This window comes from Mesorhizobium waimense (assembly GCF_003601975.1).
In the GTDB taxonomy this organism is placed as follows: domain Bacteria; phylum Pseudomonadota; class Alphaproteobacteria; order Rhizobiales; family Rhizobiaceae; genus Mesorhizobium; species Mesorhizobium waimense.
Window position 1 is genome coordinate 1 of sequence record NZ_QZWZ01000076.1, and the last position, 16,453, is coordinate 16,453.

Consider the following 16,453-nt stretch of genomic DNA (forward strand, 5'->3'; position numbering starts at 1 on the left):
GAACTAATACCAGGCATAATATCGCATTGGCCGATTGACAACCGCGCTGCCGACGGTCGCAGGAATTTTAGTGGGCGGTGATGAGACCGACCAAACCTCTATGAGCGGAGGGCTGCTTTTGAAGCCCTCCGCTTAGACCACGCTGTTGGTTAGGCGGGGTTGTCCAGCCACACTTTCCCAAGCTCGATATCGAAAGTGGGGTGCATGGAGTAGTTTTTTACTTTGTTGGTGGAATGGCGAAACACCGAGAGCCAGTAAGGTTGGATGAGGATTCCTGACTCTTGCAAAATCGATTCCAGGTCCTTCATGATATCTTTTCGCCTAGCGGGATCCGTCACTGCCAAGGCCGCATCCAATTTCTCGTCGAACTGCGGATTGGACCATGACGTCTCGTTCCATGCCGCACCGCTTCGATAGGCAAGTTCCAGCACTTGGACTCCCAACGGTCGGTGGTTCCAGTTGGTTGCCGACATCGGGTACTTCGACCAGTCGTTATAGAAAGTGCTGGCAGGCAGAACGGTTCGCTTTATCTTAAAGCCCGCCTCGCGGAACTGTGCTGCGATCGCGTCGCCCGTGTCCTTGATCCAATCGGCATCGGGACTGATAATTTCGTGCTCAAAATCCGCATGGCCGGCTTCGGCCATCAGTCGCTTGGCAGCTTCCACATCACGTTTCTTCTGCGGAAGCGGATAATACTCCGGATGTAGCGGCGCGACGTGATAGTTTGCGGCAACGGTACCTAGGCCGTTGTATGCAATCTGCAGCACAGTATTGTTGTCGACCGCCAGTTGCAGAGCTTTGCGTACGCGCCGATCGTCGTAAGGCTTATTTGTAACTTTGGTACGGCATATAACGGTGGTCGCCGTCTTGGCTTCGGACGTTACCAAACCCATACTCTCAAACTCTTTGATGTGGCCGGGATAGGTTTGATAGTTCGCGTCGACCTCCCCTGAGTCGAAAGCGCTGGAAACGGCCGACGGGTCGGTTCCATAGTCGATCAAGTGAACCTCGTCCAAGAAGACTTCGCCGCCCCACCAGTTTCCGCCCGCCCGACGCTTGAACACTGCACTTTGGCCAACGTCCCATGAAACCAATTCGAACGGGCCGGTGCCGACAGGGTGCGTCTGGATCTCAGACCCGTTTTTCTCAAAATCGCGATGAACAATGAGCCCGGGATAATCCGTGAACCCGGCGATAATGGTGATATCGGGCTTCTGGAGCGTGAGCTTGACTGTATAATCATCGACTTTGGTGATCGATCCGTCCTTTGCCTTCCCAGTATTTTCGTCGATGAGCCGCGCCATTCGCCCAGCCATAGAGTTCCCCGGGACATCCTTTTCGCACCAGCGCCTAAGGTTGAACACTACGTCATCAGCGGTAAAATCGTCACCATTGTTCCATTTGACGCCTTTGCGCACATGCAAAACGTATTCCGTCGCAGCATCATTGACGTCCCAGCTCTCCAAGAGGGCCGGCTCGAACGTGAATTCTTTTGTATATCTGGCCAACGGCTCCAAGAATTGGCGAAGGACGTTACCGAGCTCGGGAGAGTCACTAACGCGAGGATCCTTCGATCCGTAGACCAGCATTGCGACCCTCAACTTCCCACCCTTTTTCGCCGCCTCATCTGCGTGTGCGGCCGGCACGTCGCCGAGCATGGAATACGCTACTGCTGTTGACGCGCCGAAGATTGAAGCGAGCGCTAGGAACTCTCGCCGATCCATTTTCCCGTGTTTTGTCTCTTCAGCGAGACGCTCCAGCGACTTGGGAAGGGCTTTCCCCTTTCTATTGAAGAATTTCATCCGAACCTCCGAGTGATATGGCTGGTGATGACCACCTGGACCGCGATCAACGGAACAAGGGGTTTCGGGCCCCACCGATATGGCTCTGGAATACAGCCCATACGCGCGGACACCTTCGCGAAGCTTAAGATTGGATTGCATGCTGCTGTAGCCGGAAAAGATATAGGTTGATATAAGTGACACTTATACCACGATTTTTAAGTCGCCAGAACACTGGTCCTCACACCCAGGCACACAGAAGGCGGAGGGCCGATGAGCCTCCCCTTTTTGGGTTGAGTTCCGCTGATAGGCACCAAGGATAATAGCCAACCAAGCTGGAGTTGATATATACATACTTAATGTCGAAGTTACGATCCCTGGTTCCGTCCACACATTCGTTGTTTGTTTTCGAGGCTGCAGCCCGCACGCTCAGCTTCAAGCGCGCCGCCATGGAATTGAACGTAACGCAACCGAGCGTATCCCTGGCAATCAAGACCATGGAAAAGCACTGCAAAGTTATACTCTTTATAAGAGACAACCGAGGCGTCCGGCTAACTGAAGCGGGCGCCGAATTATACGACGACGTGCGGGCTGGATTTCGACGTATCGAGCAAACACTTGAGAATATCTCAGAACGGGGTACGAAGTACCTCAGTTTTGCGGCGTCGACAACGCTTGCAGCGCACTGGCTGGCACCACAGGTATATCATTTCCAGCAGATTCACCCGGATATCAGGCTCAAAATCGTTGTAACTGACAGGGACGTCGAGCCGGATCATGAGATTGACGTGACAATTTGGATACGAAAACGGGATTTTAACCAAGCCAATACTTGGTTTATCAGCGACGAAGTGATCTTTCCTGTGTGCTCACCAGCCTACTTGGCGGCGCATCCGCAATTGCACACCATTGAGGACCTCAATCACCATCAACTTATTCATTCATCCGACGCTCATCGCAAGCGCATGAGCTGGTCTGAATGGATCGAGCTTGCCGGTGGAGATCCGAGTCAAATTCGGCGGGATATAGTTTTTACTGATTATCAACTGGGCATTCAGGCGGCCCTGTTGGGCGAAGGCGTAGCATTAGGCTGGTCCTTCACCAATCGTTTTCATTTGGATAACGGAAGTCTCATTCGCCCTTTGCCGCATCAGATCGAAACCGGTCGGGCTTTTTTCCTCGTTGCCAACGACCGCATCGGTGAGAGCGAAAAAACCAAAAAGCTGCTCGATTGGGTTCTCGCTCAATCGAAGGTGCACCGTTCGCATGGACCTCCGTAGCATCAGACCGGCACCTATCGGCAATGGCTAGGAGCGGCTCCATACATTTCTCGGAAGCACTTCGAGAAATGCGATGCCGACATAAAGCCACAGGCTATCGCGATCTCTGTGAGGCTTAGGCTCGTTCCTTCTACCAGTCGGCGCGCATGTTCAAGTCTGATGCGTCTGTAATGCTTTGCGGGGGAACTGCCGACGTGCTCCATAAACAAACGTTCGAGCTGTCGGGTGGAAATTTTGCATAGCTTTGAGAGCTTCGCGAGATCTAGAGGGAATTCGATGTTATCCTCCATCAGATTGATCGCAGCAGCCAGTTTCGTACTTACGCCGGCGACCGCAAGACCAGCCGGGGTCGTTTGACGGTCGTGTCCGGAACGGCGGGTGACTGCAGTCGCATAACGACATACGTCCTTGCACACGTCAGCACTGATGTGACGGCTCATCAGGTCCAATGCGAAGTCAAATGCGGCCAGTTCGCCGGCACACGTAGAGAATTTCTCGCCCCTTACGAAAAGGGCATTACACATATTTGTATCTTTAAAGGTTTCGGAAAAAGCCGCCATTTGTGACCAATGGATAGTGCAGCGGGTGTCCTTCAGCAGGCCGGCATGTGCGAGGAGCCATGTCGCCGTACCAATAGCGGTAATCCTAATATTTCGACGAGCAACGCTACGTAGAGCGAGATTTAGCTCGGGCAAAACTCGTCGATCTATTGCCTGGCCTGCAAAAACAACAAAATGGTCATACGTCTGATCGCGATTCAAATCGGCCAAGTTTCCTGCGGGCTCAACCACAATACCGCTCGCGCTGACAACGGACTTGCCGTTAAGGCTCATCACTCTCCAGCGAAAAACCTCACGTCCAATCAGCGAGTTTGCCACGCTTAACGGCTCTATAAACGCGCCCAGGGCCAGATTCGAGAAGCCCGGCACAATCAGTATGGCGACGTTAGGTAGTTCTTGGCACGCAGCCTCGACCGCGAGAACGCCTGAGCTCACGAATCGTGCGTTCGAATGAACATTCATTGGAACTCTCGGCTTGAAGTTGCGACCAATTACCGGTCCGACCGAGTGTTATGCCTTCGTTTCATGAAGTCCTTCGCGGTTTCAACCGCCACCGCTGCGTCGCGGCAATAGGCGTCGGCGCCGACAGCCTTGCCGAATTCCTCATTGAGCGGTGCGCCACCGACGAGAACGACATAGTCGTCGCGAATGCCCTTTTCCTTCATCGTGTCGATGACGACCTTCATGTAGGGCATGGTGGTGGTGAGCAGCGCCGACATGCCGATGATGTCGGGCTGATGCTCTTCCAGTGCCGCCATGTATTTTTCCACCGCGTTATTGATGCCGAGATCGATCACGTCGAAGCCAGCGCCTTCCATCATCATGCCGACGAGGTTCTTGCCGATGTCGTGGATGTCGCCCTTGACGGTGCCGATCACCATCTTGCCCTGCTTCGGCGCGCCGGTGGCGGCAAGCAGCGGGCGCAGGATGAACATGCCGGCCTTCATGGCATTGGCCGACAACAGCACCTCAGGAACAAACAGGATGCCGTCGCGAAAATCCTCGCCGACGATGCGCATGCCCTCGACCAGCGCCTCGGTCAGCACCTTGTAGGGCGCCCAGCCGCGCTCGAGCAGGATGTGGGTGCCTTCCTCGATCTCTTCCTTCAACCCGTCATAAAGGTCGTCGTGCATCTGCTGCACCAACTCGTCGTCGGAAAGCTCGGAAAGAAAGATTTGTTCGTCAGACATGGTCTCACCCGGGAATGTATACTGTGTTTTAAACTGCGGGCACCCACCCCGCGGGTGCCCGCAGGGTACGCCTGCAGCTTGGGAGATCGAAACAGGCGTTCAAAACCTCATCAAAGGGGCCCTTCAAATAGGTTCAAGCCAGGCTGGGCGATATCTCGTTTTGGCGCTTTGCAACGAATGCGTCCAATTCTTCGCGTACCGCCACATCGATTTGAGGCGGTTCATAACTTTCCAGCGTGGCCTTCGCTTTCTCACGGCAGCGTTGGGCCATATCTTTTGAGCCTTTAGCCTTCCACTGCTCGTAACTCAAATAATCCAGGAGCTCCGGAGATATGAAAGCTTCCTTAAAGCGCTTGAGAGTGAAAGCATCGCCAAGATAGTGCCCTCCCGGACCGATCCGGCGGATCGCTTCTAAAGCGTCATCAAAATGATCGAACGAGACACCTTGGGCATACTTCGCGATCAGCAGGTTTTGCTCGGCATCGGCTACGAACTTGGCCAGGCAACAGACCAGCCCAGCTTCGTCCCAGCCACCAGCATGCAAGAAGAGATTCGACTTGGCTGTAGCGCCGGACATATAGGCAATCGCCGATTCGTAACCTGACTGAGGATCAAAGGTCTTCGCCGAGGACTGCGACGCAGTCGTTCTCCAGGGAATGCCGTATCGCCTGGCCAATTGCCCCACCAGCACGTTCAGCAGTGAAACTTCAGGCATGCCCGACATAGGCGCTCCACTGCGCATCGACACCGAGACAGAATACTGTCCGTAAATCATCTTGGTGCCGGGAACTGCGAGCTGCGTATAAGCCAGCCCTGCCAGCGCCTCGGCGTTTAGCTGAGCGGCGGTAGCCGCAACATCCGCAGGCGTGTTTGCCGCACCGAGCACGAAAGGAGACAGTAAGACGACCTGATTTGCCTCGGCATAAACCCGTAGGCCCTCAAGCATGGTCGCATCCCAAACGAGCGGCGAGTTGCCTGATATCTGCCCGATTATGACAGCATTGGACTTCATGAACTCTTCGCCATAGGCGATCCGAGCCATGGCAATCGAGTCCTCCGCTCGTTGCTGTCCTGTGGTCAGACCGAAGTATGGCAAGTTCGTCTCGACGAGGCTCGAACGATTAATGTGAAGATGGCGCCACGGAACGGCGATGTCCGTGGGTTCGCATGTGAAGCCGCCAGCCACGTGAAAGCCTGGAAGCATCTGCGTCAGCCGGTTGACGTCCCGAAGATCTTCCATGGTCGACGACCTTCGGACGCCGTTGACGTCCCGAACATTTGGGGCCCCCTGCATAGTGCCAAAGGTCAATGTCTCTTGTGATATGGTAACGCGCTGATCGGGATCGCGGGATCTCAGTTCAAAGCTGCGCGGTGCTTTAGAGATCAGACCCATAATCATGTCAGGCTCTAAATGGACCCGCTCGCCCCGCACATCGGCGCCCACTTCGCGCCACTGCCGAAGGGCGGTCTCATCTCGGAAATCAATGCCGATTTCACGCAGAATTGCGAGGGAGGCTAGATGAATGCGTTCGAGTTGATCGGCACTAACGGCCTCTACTGGCTTGATAGCGTAGTTAATGGTCGATAGACGCGGAGTCTTTTCGGCCCCTCGGGCAGCCATAAGCGATGTACGGCCACCACGGCGGCGCGTTGCAGGGGAGTCGATCGCTGACATAATAGAATCCTGCTTCTGCTGTTTCCAACCGGTCGGTCACATACGGCTTATGTGAAGACCAACCTTTAGGTTCCGCTGATAATAGGGGGTCCCTATTGCAGAAGAAATCTGAAAAAGACGCGTTCTGAGATAAGTATGACTTATATCAAAGCGGATGATATGCGCTTCGCACTTGCACCGGTCTTCAACAGCGCCTTCTCGAGCTCCGAGCCTTGATCTGAACTTCGCGAAGATCCTCTGAGGCCGTCTCTACCTGCGTGGCGCGGACATTATCGATCTGAGCCTCGGCCTCCGCGATCTGCTGCCGCAGGCTTTCGATGCGCGCCCGGTTCGCCTCGGCATCACCTTGGTCGGCGGCGATCTGCCGCTCCAGGCCGAGCGCGCGAGACTTCACCCCGAACCCCTTCTTGAGCAGCGTCCGGGAATCACTGAGCTCCTCCCGAAGTGAAGGGATCTCGGGTTGGAACAAGAACTGTTCCCAGCGACACGCTAAGGATCAAACGAAGCGTGAACGTCAGGCGGCGTGGCGTAACCGAGTCGGAAGTCTGAGCGACTGGAAGCCTTCAGGCATCTGATGTTCTGCATCCCAGGTGTAGATGCCGGTCAGATTGATGCGTTCCCAGCTCAGCGGCGAGACGTGCTTGAGCAGGCGATCCGGAATCTCGCTGCATTTTGCGTAAGTGGGTGATGGCCCGTTCGATATAGACCGTATTCCAGTGTACGATTGCGCTGACGACGAGGTTGAGACCGGAAGCGCGGAACGCCTGGCACTCGAACGATCGATCACGGATTTCGCCGCGCTCGTGGAAGAAGACCGCGCGCTTAAGTTTGTGCGCCGCCTCGGCCTTGTTGAGACCGGCTTGGCAGCGCCGGAGCAATGCCGGACTTGAATACCACTCGATCATGAAGAGGGACCGTTCGATCCGACCGAGTTCGCGTAGAGCTCTGGCAAGTTGGCTTTCCTTCGGTGATGCTGATAGCTTCTTCAGGATTGTTGATGGCACCACGGATCGTGTCGTGATCGACGCCGCCAGATCGAGCAGATCGTCCCAATGTAAAGGATCAACGCGGTGTTGAACGGCGCGCCAATGTGGTTCGACAGCGTCGGATATGCATCGCCTTTTTCGAACGTGTGGAACTTCCGGTCCTTGAGGTTGCGCAACCGCAGAGCGAAGCGTTTGCCGATCAGGGCGAACAGTCCGAAGACGTGATCCCTCGCTCGGCCCGTATCGGTAAAGTATTCCTGGATGTTGGGATCGTGTCCTGATCGAACAGACCGTCCAGCACATGGGCCGCCTCGCTTTCGGTCGGGCTGATGCGCAGAATGCTGAAGTAGCCGTACTGATCTGACAGATGGCTATAGAACTTCGAGGCTGGTTCGCTGCCGTAATGTAAATTGATGTCGCCGCGTTTTGCGGCTCGGTCGCTCGCGCGGAAAAATTGGCCATCGGACGATGAAGTTGTTCCCCCAAAGTCGAGAATGCGGATGCCGGGTGTGCGCATCGGTGATGCATGTTTGCGCCGCGCGATAGGTCTCCGATCGGGCGTGGAAGGTTCTCATCCATCCGATCTGGTGAGCGCTGATGTCCTTGGATGCGCTCGCCATTCGCTTCGGCCAGCACGCCGGGCAGAATGGCTGAGACATTTCGTGGGATGTCGCCTGTGCGGACATGCGTGAAGTGGTCGGAAAACCAGTCCAATTGTGCACTTCCCTCAAGAGGTCTGGCACCTCAACCATTGGATACATATCTCTGATCCCGGCATTAAATTCCTCGGCGGCAGCAGGGACTTCGCCGGCGGTCGGCGTGACGGTCAGTGTACCGGCTTCAAGACGAACACCTTCGAGCTTCCCGGACCGTGCTCTGTGCGCCAGGCGCTTCAGATTGAAATCTAGCATCTGCCGCGCTTCGGCGAGCCACTGCGCGCCATCACCTTGGACGCCGAGTCCGAGGCGATCCTCCTCCTTCATCGACGCGCCATCTTGGCGTGGGTGAAGTTCCTGTCCCGGTTGTTAACCGCCTTGAACTTGCTCCCATCCACCACGACCGTGCCGCCGGCGAGCAGGCCCATCTGGCGGCAAAGAGCAACGAAGCGAACGCAGACCTGGCGCAGGGCACGGCCATTGTCCTTGCGGAAGTCGGCGATCGTCTTGTGATCGGGAGCCAACCGGCCGAGAAGCCACATCAGCTCGACGTTGCGCCCAGCCTCGCGCTCGAGCCGTCGGCTCGACTGCACCCGGTTAAGATAGCCGTAGATGTAGAGCTTGAGCAGCACGGCGGGATGGTAGGCCGGCCGGCCCGTATTCGCCGGCGTCGCACCGTCGAAGCCGAGCGCCGGCAGGTCCAACGCCTCGACAAAGGCCTCGATCACCTGAACCGGGTTGTCCTCATCCACCCAGTCCTCGAGACATTCGGGAAGGAAACAGAGCTGCGAGCGATCGGCCCCCTCGACAAAACGACCCATCCAATCCTCCCGCGTCCCCACGAGAGAATCCTACCTGACTCGCACGTTTTCACACAGCCAGGACCGGGAGCGGTCAGTCCGTTTTCGAAGTTTCGCTTCGGGCGGTTTGCGGAAGAACAGCTCCGAAACTACCACTCACGCAAAGCCGCCATACTGACCATGTAACAAACCCGAGGCTGCAGCGGTCACTACCCTCTATGACGCATCGGAGCCCCGAGCCCCCATTGCCGCGCCAACATACGTCCCTGCTGCTTCGGCAGCCAGGTAAAACCGCGACGATGGACCTTGCTTGCCAGCTCGGCGAGGCCTTCAACCAGCACCGCCCAGTCTTGGCGCGGTTCCCCGACATAGTCCCAACCAATGCCAAGCCATGGGCACCATCCCCCTACCGTCCCTGTGACGGCTGGCGTCTGCGCAAATGCATAGGTTGGCAGCCCCCTTTCGGCGTACTCGTCTCCCTCTTTCACCGCTGGAACGTGAACGGTGAACCCGCCACCGGCCGCTCGCACGACCTTCATTTCGCCGAGGAGCACGATGTCGAACGGGATCGGCTGCGCATTGTATACGTAGTAATATCCCATCCGCCGGATGTTGTCGAAGTCCGCCACGGCGCGATAGAGATAGGCGCAGATCACCCCCAGCACCGGATCGCGGTGCTTGCTGTCGCGCAATCCGGCGGCGAGCTGAGCCACGTCCCCCGGCACGATCTGGCCCGACGCGAAGTCTGCCATCGTCCGGACCCCGCTCGTGAAGTTGGCTGACATGCCCAGGATCGGCATCCCGTAGGCCTGGAAAACGTCGCCCAGCCGACTGCGCTTCATGACCGTGTAGAGCCCGCTATAAGGCACCCACGGCACGAACCTTCCGTCAGAGAGTTCGACGAGATTAGGCGCGCCGGCAGGGGAATCCGGAACTCGAAACCCCTCGCGTGCGCGGGTCCGAGTGCCGGGCGCAGCGCCGCGCCGAGACCAAATGGTCGCGCCGGCCTCGGCCACGATCAGGTTCGAGCGGCCTTCTTGCTCCGGTGTGCGGAGCTGGCTCAAGCTCCGCCCAACGTCGCCGCTTGCCTTGTTGCGCGCGCTCTTGGCGGCTTCAGCCGCCAACCGACCTACTAGACCGCGCTCGAACCTCTTTGCTTTTGGTCCCCACCCGGCGCGATCGGCCTGAAGCGCGACGAGCCCTCTCACGACCGGAGCGCTCGCTTTGGGCAAGCCCACGAAGACCGCTTCGCCGGGCAGCAACGCATACCCGGCGCCAAGGACGTCGGCGCGAAAGTCGGCGTCGGTGTTGAACCGCTGGAGCGCCTCAGTAGCATCGGCCGGGGCCGCTGCGGCCTCCTCGATCATCCCCATCACCGATGAAGTTCCCACCGACGGCCATGCCTGCAGGACTGGCGGGCCCGCTGGTGCTGCGGCCTTATCGTAGAGGATCGCCGGCGCCGGGTTGGTCATGCAGTCGGGAAATAGCTTGAGCCGGTACTTTTCGGCCACTTTGGGCGTGCGTTCCTGAAGGCAATCGCCCAGGCTGCGCACCGTGATCTGGTCGCCGTCGAACGCCGATGGCTCATTTCCCCACAGGGCGTCGGCGACCACGCCGGAAAATACGCACTTGCCGGGTTTGGCCGGATTGTTCTGCTCGGCGACCATGAACCCCAACTGGGTATCTTGGCAGGCAACCAAGCTGTCGAACCGCGGGCTGTCAACCTGCTGGCCTTGGACGACGATCCCGCGCACCGCGTCGAGCCGCTGCAAATTCACATCCTTGGGCGCCTCGCGGCAGGCATCGCTGACCAGGGTAAGCCGCTCGATGCCGTGCAAGAGTAGCTCCGAATAGAACAGGTCTGCCTTGACCCGGTATTTCTGCGCCAGCGAATCGCTGAACAGCCAGGAAATCGCCTTGATGTTCTCATCGGTGAGACCGTGGCCGCAGAACCCGAGGATCAGGTGGGTGACCGTCTCCGCCGCGTCCGGGAAAAGCTCATCCACCGCGGCCTGAACCCGTTCGCGGGTGACCGGGTTGGGCTTGTTGCCGATGTATTCGTCGGTCACGATCCGCACATTGGCGTCGCCGAAGCCGGCGCTGCGGGCCCATTCGCCGAGATTCTTGGCCGCGATCGGGGCACCGCTGAGATAGCCGAACTTCATCGCCGAGCCTGGGGTGGGCGGGTCGACGATGCCGACGCCTATCGCCAAGCAGACACGCCTAGCCATGACGCCGGTTCAACACGAGCGGAAAGAGGTGCGCGCGCAGGCGCAGAGCAAGCGACATGGCCACGGGCATGCGCCACTGTGCCGTCCGGGGCAAGCTCAGCCGCTCGGCCAGCAGGACGATTCCGGTCGCCAGCATCGCCGTAAAATGCCAGTCTGCGGCCAGCAGGGGCACCAGCATCCATGCCCAGCAGGTGGCGGCACACAGCAGGCCGTGTTCGATTCCGAAGACAAGGCAATCACCGTCCGCGCGCATGCCGAACAGGCTGATCGGCCGTGAGCGATGGGCGCGATTGAGTAACCGCCGGTGCACGGGGCTCGCGCTCCATATCAATGCCACTCCGACGGCAAGCGGGAATGCCGAAGGGCCAAAGGCGGCTTGCGCTTGCAGTGCGAGCAATCCGAGCGGGACGCCCATGGCGAGCCATACCATCGAATAGCCTACAAGGAAGCCGGCGACTGCACGCGCCCTGCGCCGGGCCAGGCTCGATTGCTGGACATGCACAATCGGCGCCGCCACCAAAGGCGACATCATCGCCACAAGCATCATACTCCAACCTGTCAGCAGTGATCCGGGCGCGTTGAGCGTGAGCGTAGCCGCGACCACCTCCCACAGTTCAGCGCCACCGGGCCAACCTCCTGCGCCGGTAACGCACACGGCAGCCGGGAGAACGCCGATCGAGCCCAACAGCCAGATCACGTAGCCCGCTGCGCTGACACCCAGCAGCGCTGGCCACGGTGGGCGGCGAAAGTGCTCGATCAAGCCGGTCATTGCCGCGCCCCGCGTATCAACCGACCTTGCCGGTGCGCTTGAGCAGGCTTAACCGGCCGACCGTGATCGTGGCGTCACCCGAATGGCCGTCGCGCGTCTGCAGCGTGACCTTGAGTAGGCCTTTGCCCAAGCCCGCTGCGGTGAACTGTTTGGCTTGGTCGGTGATGTCGATGGTGTAGCTCAGCCCATTGCCGCCGTGCGGACCATCCGGCTTCGAAGCGACGTTGAGACCGAACAACGCCACGCTGCCGACATGCTTCTCGGCGTGCTCCTCCGGCTTCGCGCCTTCGGGCAGATCAAGGTAGACATCGAGCATGCCTGACGCGAGGTCACCCTTTACCGATTCGAGCGCAAGATAGAGCCGCGAGACTTCCTCGCCTGGCTCGGTCACTCCCATCGACAACACCGCCGCATTGGCCCCCGGCAAGTCGACCGCGACTTCGGTCATGGCAGGCTCAGCGCTCACCCGGACAGGTCCGGCGTTGGCGCCAATCACTTCAACTGTCTGGCTTTCCGACGGCCCCATGCTGACGCGCGTCACGGCTTGAACTCCTTGAGTGACCCCTGTTCCCTTGGTGAGATCGTCGTATTGCGGGAAGAACAGGCCCCCTGCAAGGCAATCCTGCCCACCGAAGCTGATACCCGGTTTATTGCCGCCCACGACTGGCATGATGAAAGCGCGGTCGGCCGGCCCGTGGTTCCAGCGCGGGTCGTTGACCATATGCTTGCCGGGCGCGCCCATCCAAGCTTGCCACAACCGGTCGACGTTGCAATGGTGAAGCCAAAACAGCGGATCGACGCCCGCTGTGATCGGATTACCGATCCAGCCGCCGCCTCGGCCCACCAGCACGTGGACGATGTTATGCGGGTTCTGCTCGAGATCTCCGGTCCAGTTGCCGAACTGGATGAACCCACCCGAAATGCCTCCGCCGAAACCGATCCCACCCTGGTTGCCGACCAGAAAATCATCTTCGTCCATCGAATCGAGGTCGAACTTGTCGCGCGACCCCGGCTTGATCGCGGTCATGGCGGCGTCGCGCATCGCTATCCCGCGATAATATTTCAGCGGGTTTTCCGTACCGTCGGGCATAGTGTCGGCCAGGAAATGCCTGTGGCAGTTTGCGCGCACCGGCATTGGTCGAATCGAGGTAGTTCCAATAGGGCAGCGCCCAGTCGTCGCCGGTCAGTTCCTTGACCTTAGCCGCCACGATCGCCTCAAACGTGCCAACATAGCCGCGGTGCCACGCAACGAAATACCAGCTCGCGTGCTGGCACTGGTTGCGATAGTCGCCGTTGATGTCAGCTGGGATCTTTTCGTGGTCGGATAGCAATCCGACCGATTCCCAAAGTTGTGCGTCAAAGCCATGCATCGCCCCCAGAAAGCGCCAGGAGTTGCGATCATCGAATGGCAATTGGTCCAGTGCGCGAACCGCGAGAGCATAATTGACTAGCGTCTTATTCCAACCGGCACCAAGAGTTGTTGCGTCTCGCCGAATAGCCATTACCCAACCCCTCAGAACAGATCGAACTCAAGTCTAGCAAAAATAAAATGAAATTCAATATTTTGTTTGACCATGAAAAGCAGGATTCGTCCTGAAATCGCTTTTTCTTCACCTTTCCGATTTAATTTGCTACGCTTGCGTGATGCCGTTTGTGGTTGACCATTCCCATATAAGGGTTTCGGGTGCCGTCAGGCGTACGAAAGTCTCTCATGCAGGAACCCGCGGGCCGCAGGCGGTGAGCTATGGGGATTTGTGTTTCGGGGTGTGCCAGCGCCTGTCGCGAACTTCCGCACAGGATGCGATAGGCGTGTCGTGGAAGCGGCTTCCGGGCCAGGTCGCAGAGCCGGTCGACGTGATTCCGACGGGATTGGTGTGCGTGACGACTAGCGCCACGGCAACGTGCACATAACATCCCGTTGACCGAAGCCGGCGTGGCGCGGTCGTACGAGCAACTTGGCCATGCCGGGTCATGGGGCGTTCTCCCGGTTCGGCGCTCTTGAGGCAGGTGGTGCACGAGACTGGCACCACCGTTCGAACCTCTCGATGACGACCATGCGTCCACCGCAGCAAGGGCAAGGCGGGCGGACGTCTGCCGGATCTTCTGGGGTGTCCTCATCGGGCGGCGGAGCGACGTTCAGCAGTTCGCGGGCGAGTGCGAGGCTGGCCTTGCGGGCGGAACCGGCGAGCAGGCCGTAGTGGCGGATGCGGTGGAAGCCGGGCGGCAGGACATGGAGCAGGAAGCGGCAGATGAACTCGCCAGCGCAGAGCGTCATGGCGCGCTGGCGCTCGACACCGTCGCGGCGATAGTCCTTATAGCGGAAGGTGACTCCAGCCTCGTCGAAGGCGATCAGGCAAGCGCGATGGCGAGGCCTTCGGCGGGGCTATCCCCGAATTCGTCCGCGAGGAGGTAGCGCGCGGATGGGCGATCATTCCCGCCAACATCAACCATCCCGCCAAGAGAAACGGTGCTCAGTAGCGCAACTGTAGCAGAGTTTTGCGGCCGTCGGGCGGAATGAAAAGGACCAGCAGCCTATCGAATTCGGTATCGCCAATGGCATCGGTCCCGCCGCCGCCAAGCCCTTCAACGATTGGGCCGACCGTATCGCTATGGCTGACCGCAACTGCAATCGTATCGGACGGCAGGGCCTGTATGGCTGCCACAACGGCCTCGACGTGGCCATCCGGACCACTCTGCCCTGCGGCCGAGAACTCGGTAATGGAAAGTCGACCGCCGAGCGTTTGCTTCAGCGGCGCGAGCGTCTGATGCGTGCGCAGCGCATCGCTGCAGAAGGCTTTGCTCACCCCGCTTTCGGCCAACATATTTGCCAGCAACCTGGCCCGCTTCGCGCCGACGGCCGATAATGCATCAGCCTCCGCATTGCGGTCGGCATGGCGCAGAACAAAAACTATCATTGATATCTCCCTCAGCCCAGCTCTTCGGTCTGCTCCGGTTGGCCGAGGGCCCCTGCAACGAACGCCGTGTTCATGCGCAGGATCTCCAGCGCCAGATCAAAATTCATGCGATCGAGCGTATCGCGAGCGCTGTGTATCTCGTCGTTGGTGCTGTCGGCCCCTTCGATCGTGAGCGCGGCCGGAATTCCCTCGTCAAGAAAGGAGACGTGATCGCTGTTGGCTGCATTGATCGAAGTCTCGACAGCGAGGCTCGTATAGCGTGACGCCGCGGCTGCGAGCCCAGCCAACACGGCCTGAGAGAGCGTGCGCCCCTCCAGCAACACTGTCGCAGCAGGCGTATTTTGTCTGCCGATCATGTCCATGTTGACGACGGCGCGGACGCTCGATCGCTGTGAGGACGAGAGCGACCTGACGAAATGCCTGCTGCCGAAAAGACCCTGCTCCTCGCCACCAAAATGAACGAAAACGAGATCGCTGCTGCTCGTCAGGTCCTTCAGCGCGCGGGCGATCTCGATTACGCCCGCGCTGCCGCTGCCGTCATCGTCCGCGCCGGGCGCTGGCGACGTGGGGGTGCCGTCATGATTGACGGAATCGAGATGCGCTGTCACAAGCACGGTGGCGCGCGGTGGCTGGCCGGTACCGGCGCGGCGCGCGATGACATTCGCGCTCTGTGATCCGTTAACGGAGACCGTCTGGCGCGCGGTGGTATAGCCGAACGATGCGAGCTTTTGCTCGACGATGTCGCAAGCCTTTTGATAGTGGGAGCTCGTCGAGAAGCGCGTCGGGAGCGCGACGAGCTCGGCGAGATCAGGCTCGTAGGTCGCTCGCGAGATCCGGTCAACGAATGCCTGAATGGCAGGGTCGGGAGCCCTCCCCGCCCGTTCTGCGCCACTGTCGCGCGCTTCGAAGACGATGCGATCCCGGCCGCTCGCGACTGTGTCTAGCGATTCGAGCGCGCGGACGGAAAAGCAAGGGTCCCTCCTGTCCGCCATGCGATGCACCAGGACAGGATCGATGTCGACCAACAGATACCGACCTTTGTCGACCAGCACCGGGACATCAGGGTGCTCGCGCTGGAACAGACGGCCTTTCTGGATAACCACATGCATGCGCTCCAGCTCGATCAAGCCGGGAAGCTCGCGCAATTCGAGGCGGGCACGGACCGCAGAGCGCGCAATGCCGTCCCACTGCCCTTCGGTGCCAATGTAGACGAGCCGGTCGCCGAATTGCACCGAGGATGCGCCGCTGGGGGTGGCGTGCGCCGCAACTGATCGGGCGGCGGCCCGATTGGGCGGCAACAGGCACGTCGCGAGCTTCACCAGGGTCATTCCGCCCTCCAGTCTACCAAGCGCCCGACCAAAGAGGCGCCAAAGGTTTCAACGACGTTGACGACCTTCCTCATCCCGCGCTCTGGCAAAAACCTTTCCAGATCATCAAATCGGCAGGATCCGTTGCGCGTTTGCAACAACGTCGGTTTCGCTTGAGTGTCTGAATCAGAATGACCGTCGTGTTTTCATGCCCTTGCGAGCCTTCGGGTGAGCATGCGAATGTTTGCGATGTAGATCCACGCCTGTGCGGATTCGATTGATCGCTCGAAGTCCTTTGCCAGC

At 59.0% G+C, this 16,453-nt stretch carries 13 protein-coding genes and 4 pseudogenes; 1 reads left to right on the forward strand and 16 read right to left on the reverse strand.

The genetic code is table 11. From position 1 onward, the window contains the following. Window positions 1-149: 149 nt before the first annotated feature. On the reverse strand, window positions 150-1,802 hold the full coding sequence (locus D3227_RS37750) for an ABC transporter substrate-binding protein (RefSeq protein ID WP_120019159.1): 1,653 nt from the start codon (window positions 1,800-1,802) through the stop codon (window positions 150-152). A 377-nt stretch (window positions 1,803-2,179) separates the two neighbouring features. Between D3227_RS37750 and D3227_RS37755 the strand changes: the two genes are divergently transcribed. After that, a complete protein-coding gene (locus tag D3227_RS37755) occupies window positions 2,180-3,061 on the forward strand; it encodes a LysR substrate-binding domain-containing protein (RefSeq protein ID WP_167481046.1) in 882 nt (293 codons plus the stop codon). 14 nt (window positions 3,062-3,075) lie between these two features. On the opposite strand, the gene D3227_RS37760 is transcribed toward D3227_RS37755, so the two are convergent. From D3227_RS37760 to D3227_RS37820, 15 genes and pseudogenes are all read right to left on the reverse strand, one after another. Continuing rightward, on the reverse strand, window positions 3,076-4,083 hold the full coding sequence (locus tag D3227_RS37760; protein ID WP_120019161.1) for a GlxA family transcriptional regulator: 1,008 nt from the start codon (window positions 4,081-4,083) through the stop codon (window positions 3,076-3,078). 29 nt (window positions 4,084-4,112) lie between these two features. Then, window positions 4,113-4,811 carry a corrinoid protein gene (locus D3227_RS37765; protein ID WP_120019162.1) on the reverse strand — a complete coding sequence of 233 codons (699 nt, stop codon included), beginning with the start codon at window positions 4,809-4,811 and terminating at the stop codon, window positions 4,113-4,115. Window positions 4,812-4,944: 133 nt separating this feature from the next. After that, window positions 4,945-6,486, reverse strand: coding sequence for a trimethylamine methyltransferase family protein (locus tag D3227_RS37770; RefSeq protein ID WP_120019163.1), 1,542 nt, complete (start codon window positions 6,484-6,486; stop codon window positions 4,945-4,947). 184 nt (window positions 6,487-6,670) lie between these two features. Continuing rightward, window positions 6,671-6,955, reverse strand: a complete 285-nt coding sequence (locus D3227_RS37775; RefSeq protein ID WP_120019164.1) for a hypothetical protein — start codon at window positions 6,953-6,955, stop codon at window positions 6,671-6,673. 94 nt (window positions 6,956-7,049) lie between these two features. After that, window positions 7,050-7,493 (reverse strand): Tn3 family transposase, encoded by a 444-nt coding sequence (locus D3227_RS43960; protein WP_281035045.1) that lies wholly within the window; start codon window positions 7,491-7,493, stop codon window positions 7,050-7,052. After that, window positions 7,472-8,455, reverse strand: a pseudogene (locus tag D3227_RS44595) (Tn3 family transposase). The gene D3227_RS43960 and the pseudogene D3227_RS44595 overlap by 22 nt, the downstream one beginning before the upstream one ends. Then, window positions 8,455-8,949 (reverse strand): annotated as a pseudogene (locus tag D3227_RS37785) (transposase); the annotation flags it as partial. The pseudogenes D3227_RS37785 and D3227_RS44595, both read right to left, overlap by 1 nt. Window positions 8,950-9,137: 188 nt before the next feature. After that, window positions 9,138-11,141 carry a hypothetical protein gene (locus D3227_RS37790; RefSeq protein ID WP_245452116.1) on the reverse strand — a complete coding sequence of 668 codons (2,004 nt, stop codon included), beginning with the start codon at window positions 11,139-11,141 and terminating at the stop codon, window positions 9,138-9,140. Between the two features lie 10 nt (window positions 11,142-11,151). Continuing rightward, window positions 11,152-11,928, reverse strand: a complete 777-nt coding sequence (locus tag D3227_RS37795; RefSeq protein ID WP_120019166.1) for a copper chaperone — start codon at window positions 11,926-11,928, stop codon at window positions 11,152-11,154. A 16-nt stretch (window positions 11,929-11,944) separates the two neighbouring features. Next, window positions 11,945-12,955: a DUF7868 domain-containing protein gene (locus D3227_RS37800; protein ID WP_208646564.1), complete on the reverse strand. Its 1,011-nt coding sequence runs from the start codon at window positions 12,953-12,955 to the stop codon at window positions 11,945-11,947. Then, window positions 12,894-13,430 carry a tyrosinase family protein gene (locus tag D3227_RS42385; RefSeq protein ID WP_208646566.1) on the reverse strand — a complete coding sequence of 179 codons (537 nt, stop codon included), beginning with the start codon at window positions 13,428-13,430 and terminating at the stop codon, window positions 12,894-12,896. The genes D3227_RS37800 and D3227_RS42385 overlap by 62 nt, the downstream gene beginning before the upstream one ends. A gap of 467 nt (window positions 13,431-13,897) precedes the next feature. Then, window positions 13,898-14,281, reverse strand: a pseudogene (locus D3227_RS37805) (transposase); the annotation flags it as partial. A 118-nt stretch (window positions 14,282-14,399) separates the two neighbouring features. Beyond that, window positions 14,400-14,843, reverse strand: coding sequence for a SixA phosphatase family protein (locus tag D3227_RS37810; protein WP_120019167.1), 444 nt, complete (start codon window positions 14,841-14,843; stop codon window positions 14,400-14,402). Window positions 14,844-14,854: 11 nt separating this feature from the next. Then, a complete protein-coding gene (locus D3227_RS37815) occupies window positions 14,855-16,171 on the reverse strand; it encodes a M28 family metallopeptidase (protein ID WP_120019168.1) in 1,317 nt (438 codons plus the stop codon). Between the two features lie 185 nt (window positions 16,172-16,356). Next, window positions 16,357-16,453, reverse strand: a pseudogene (locus D3227_RS37820) (IS5/IS1182 family transposase); the annotation flags it as partial.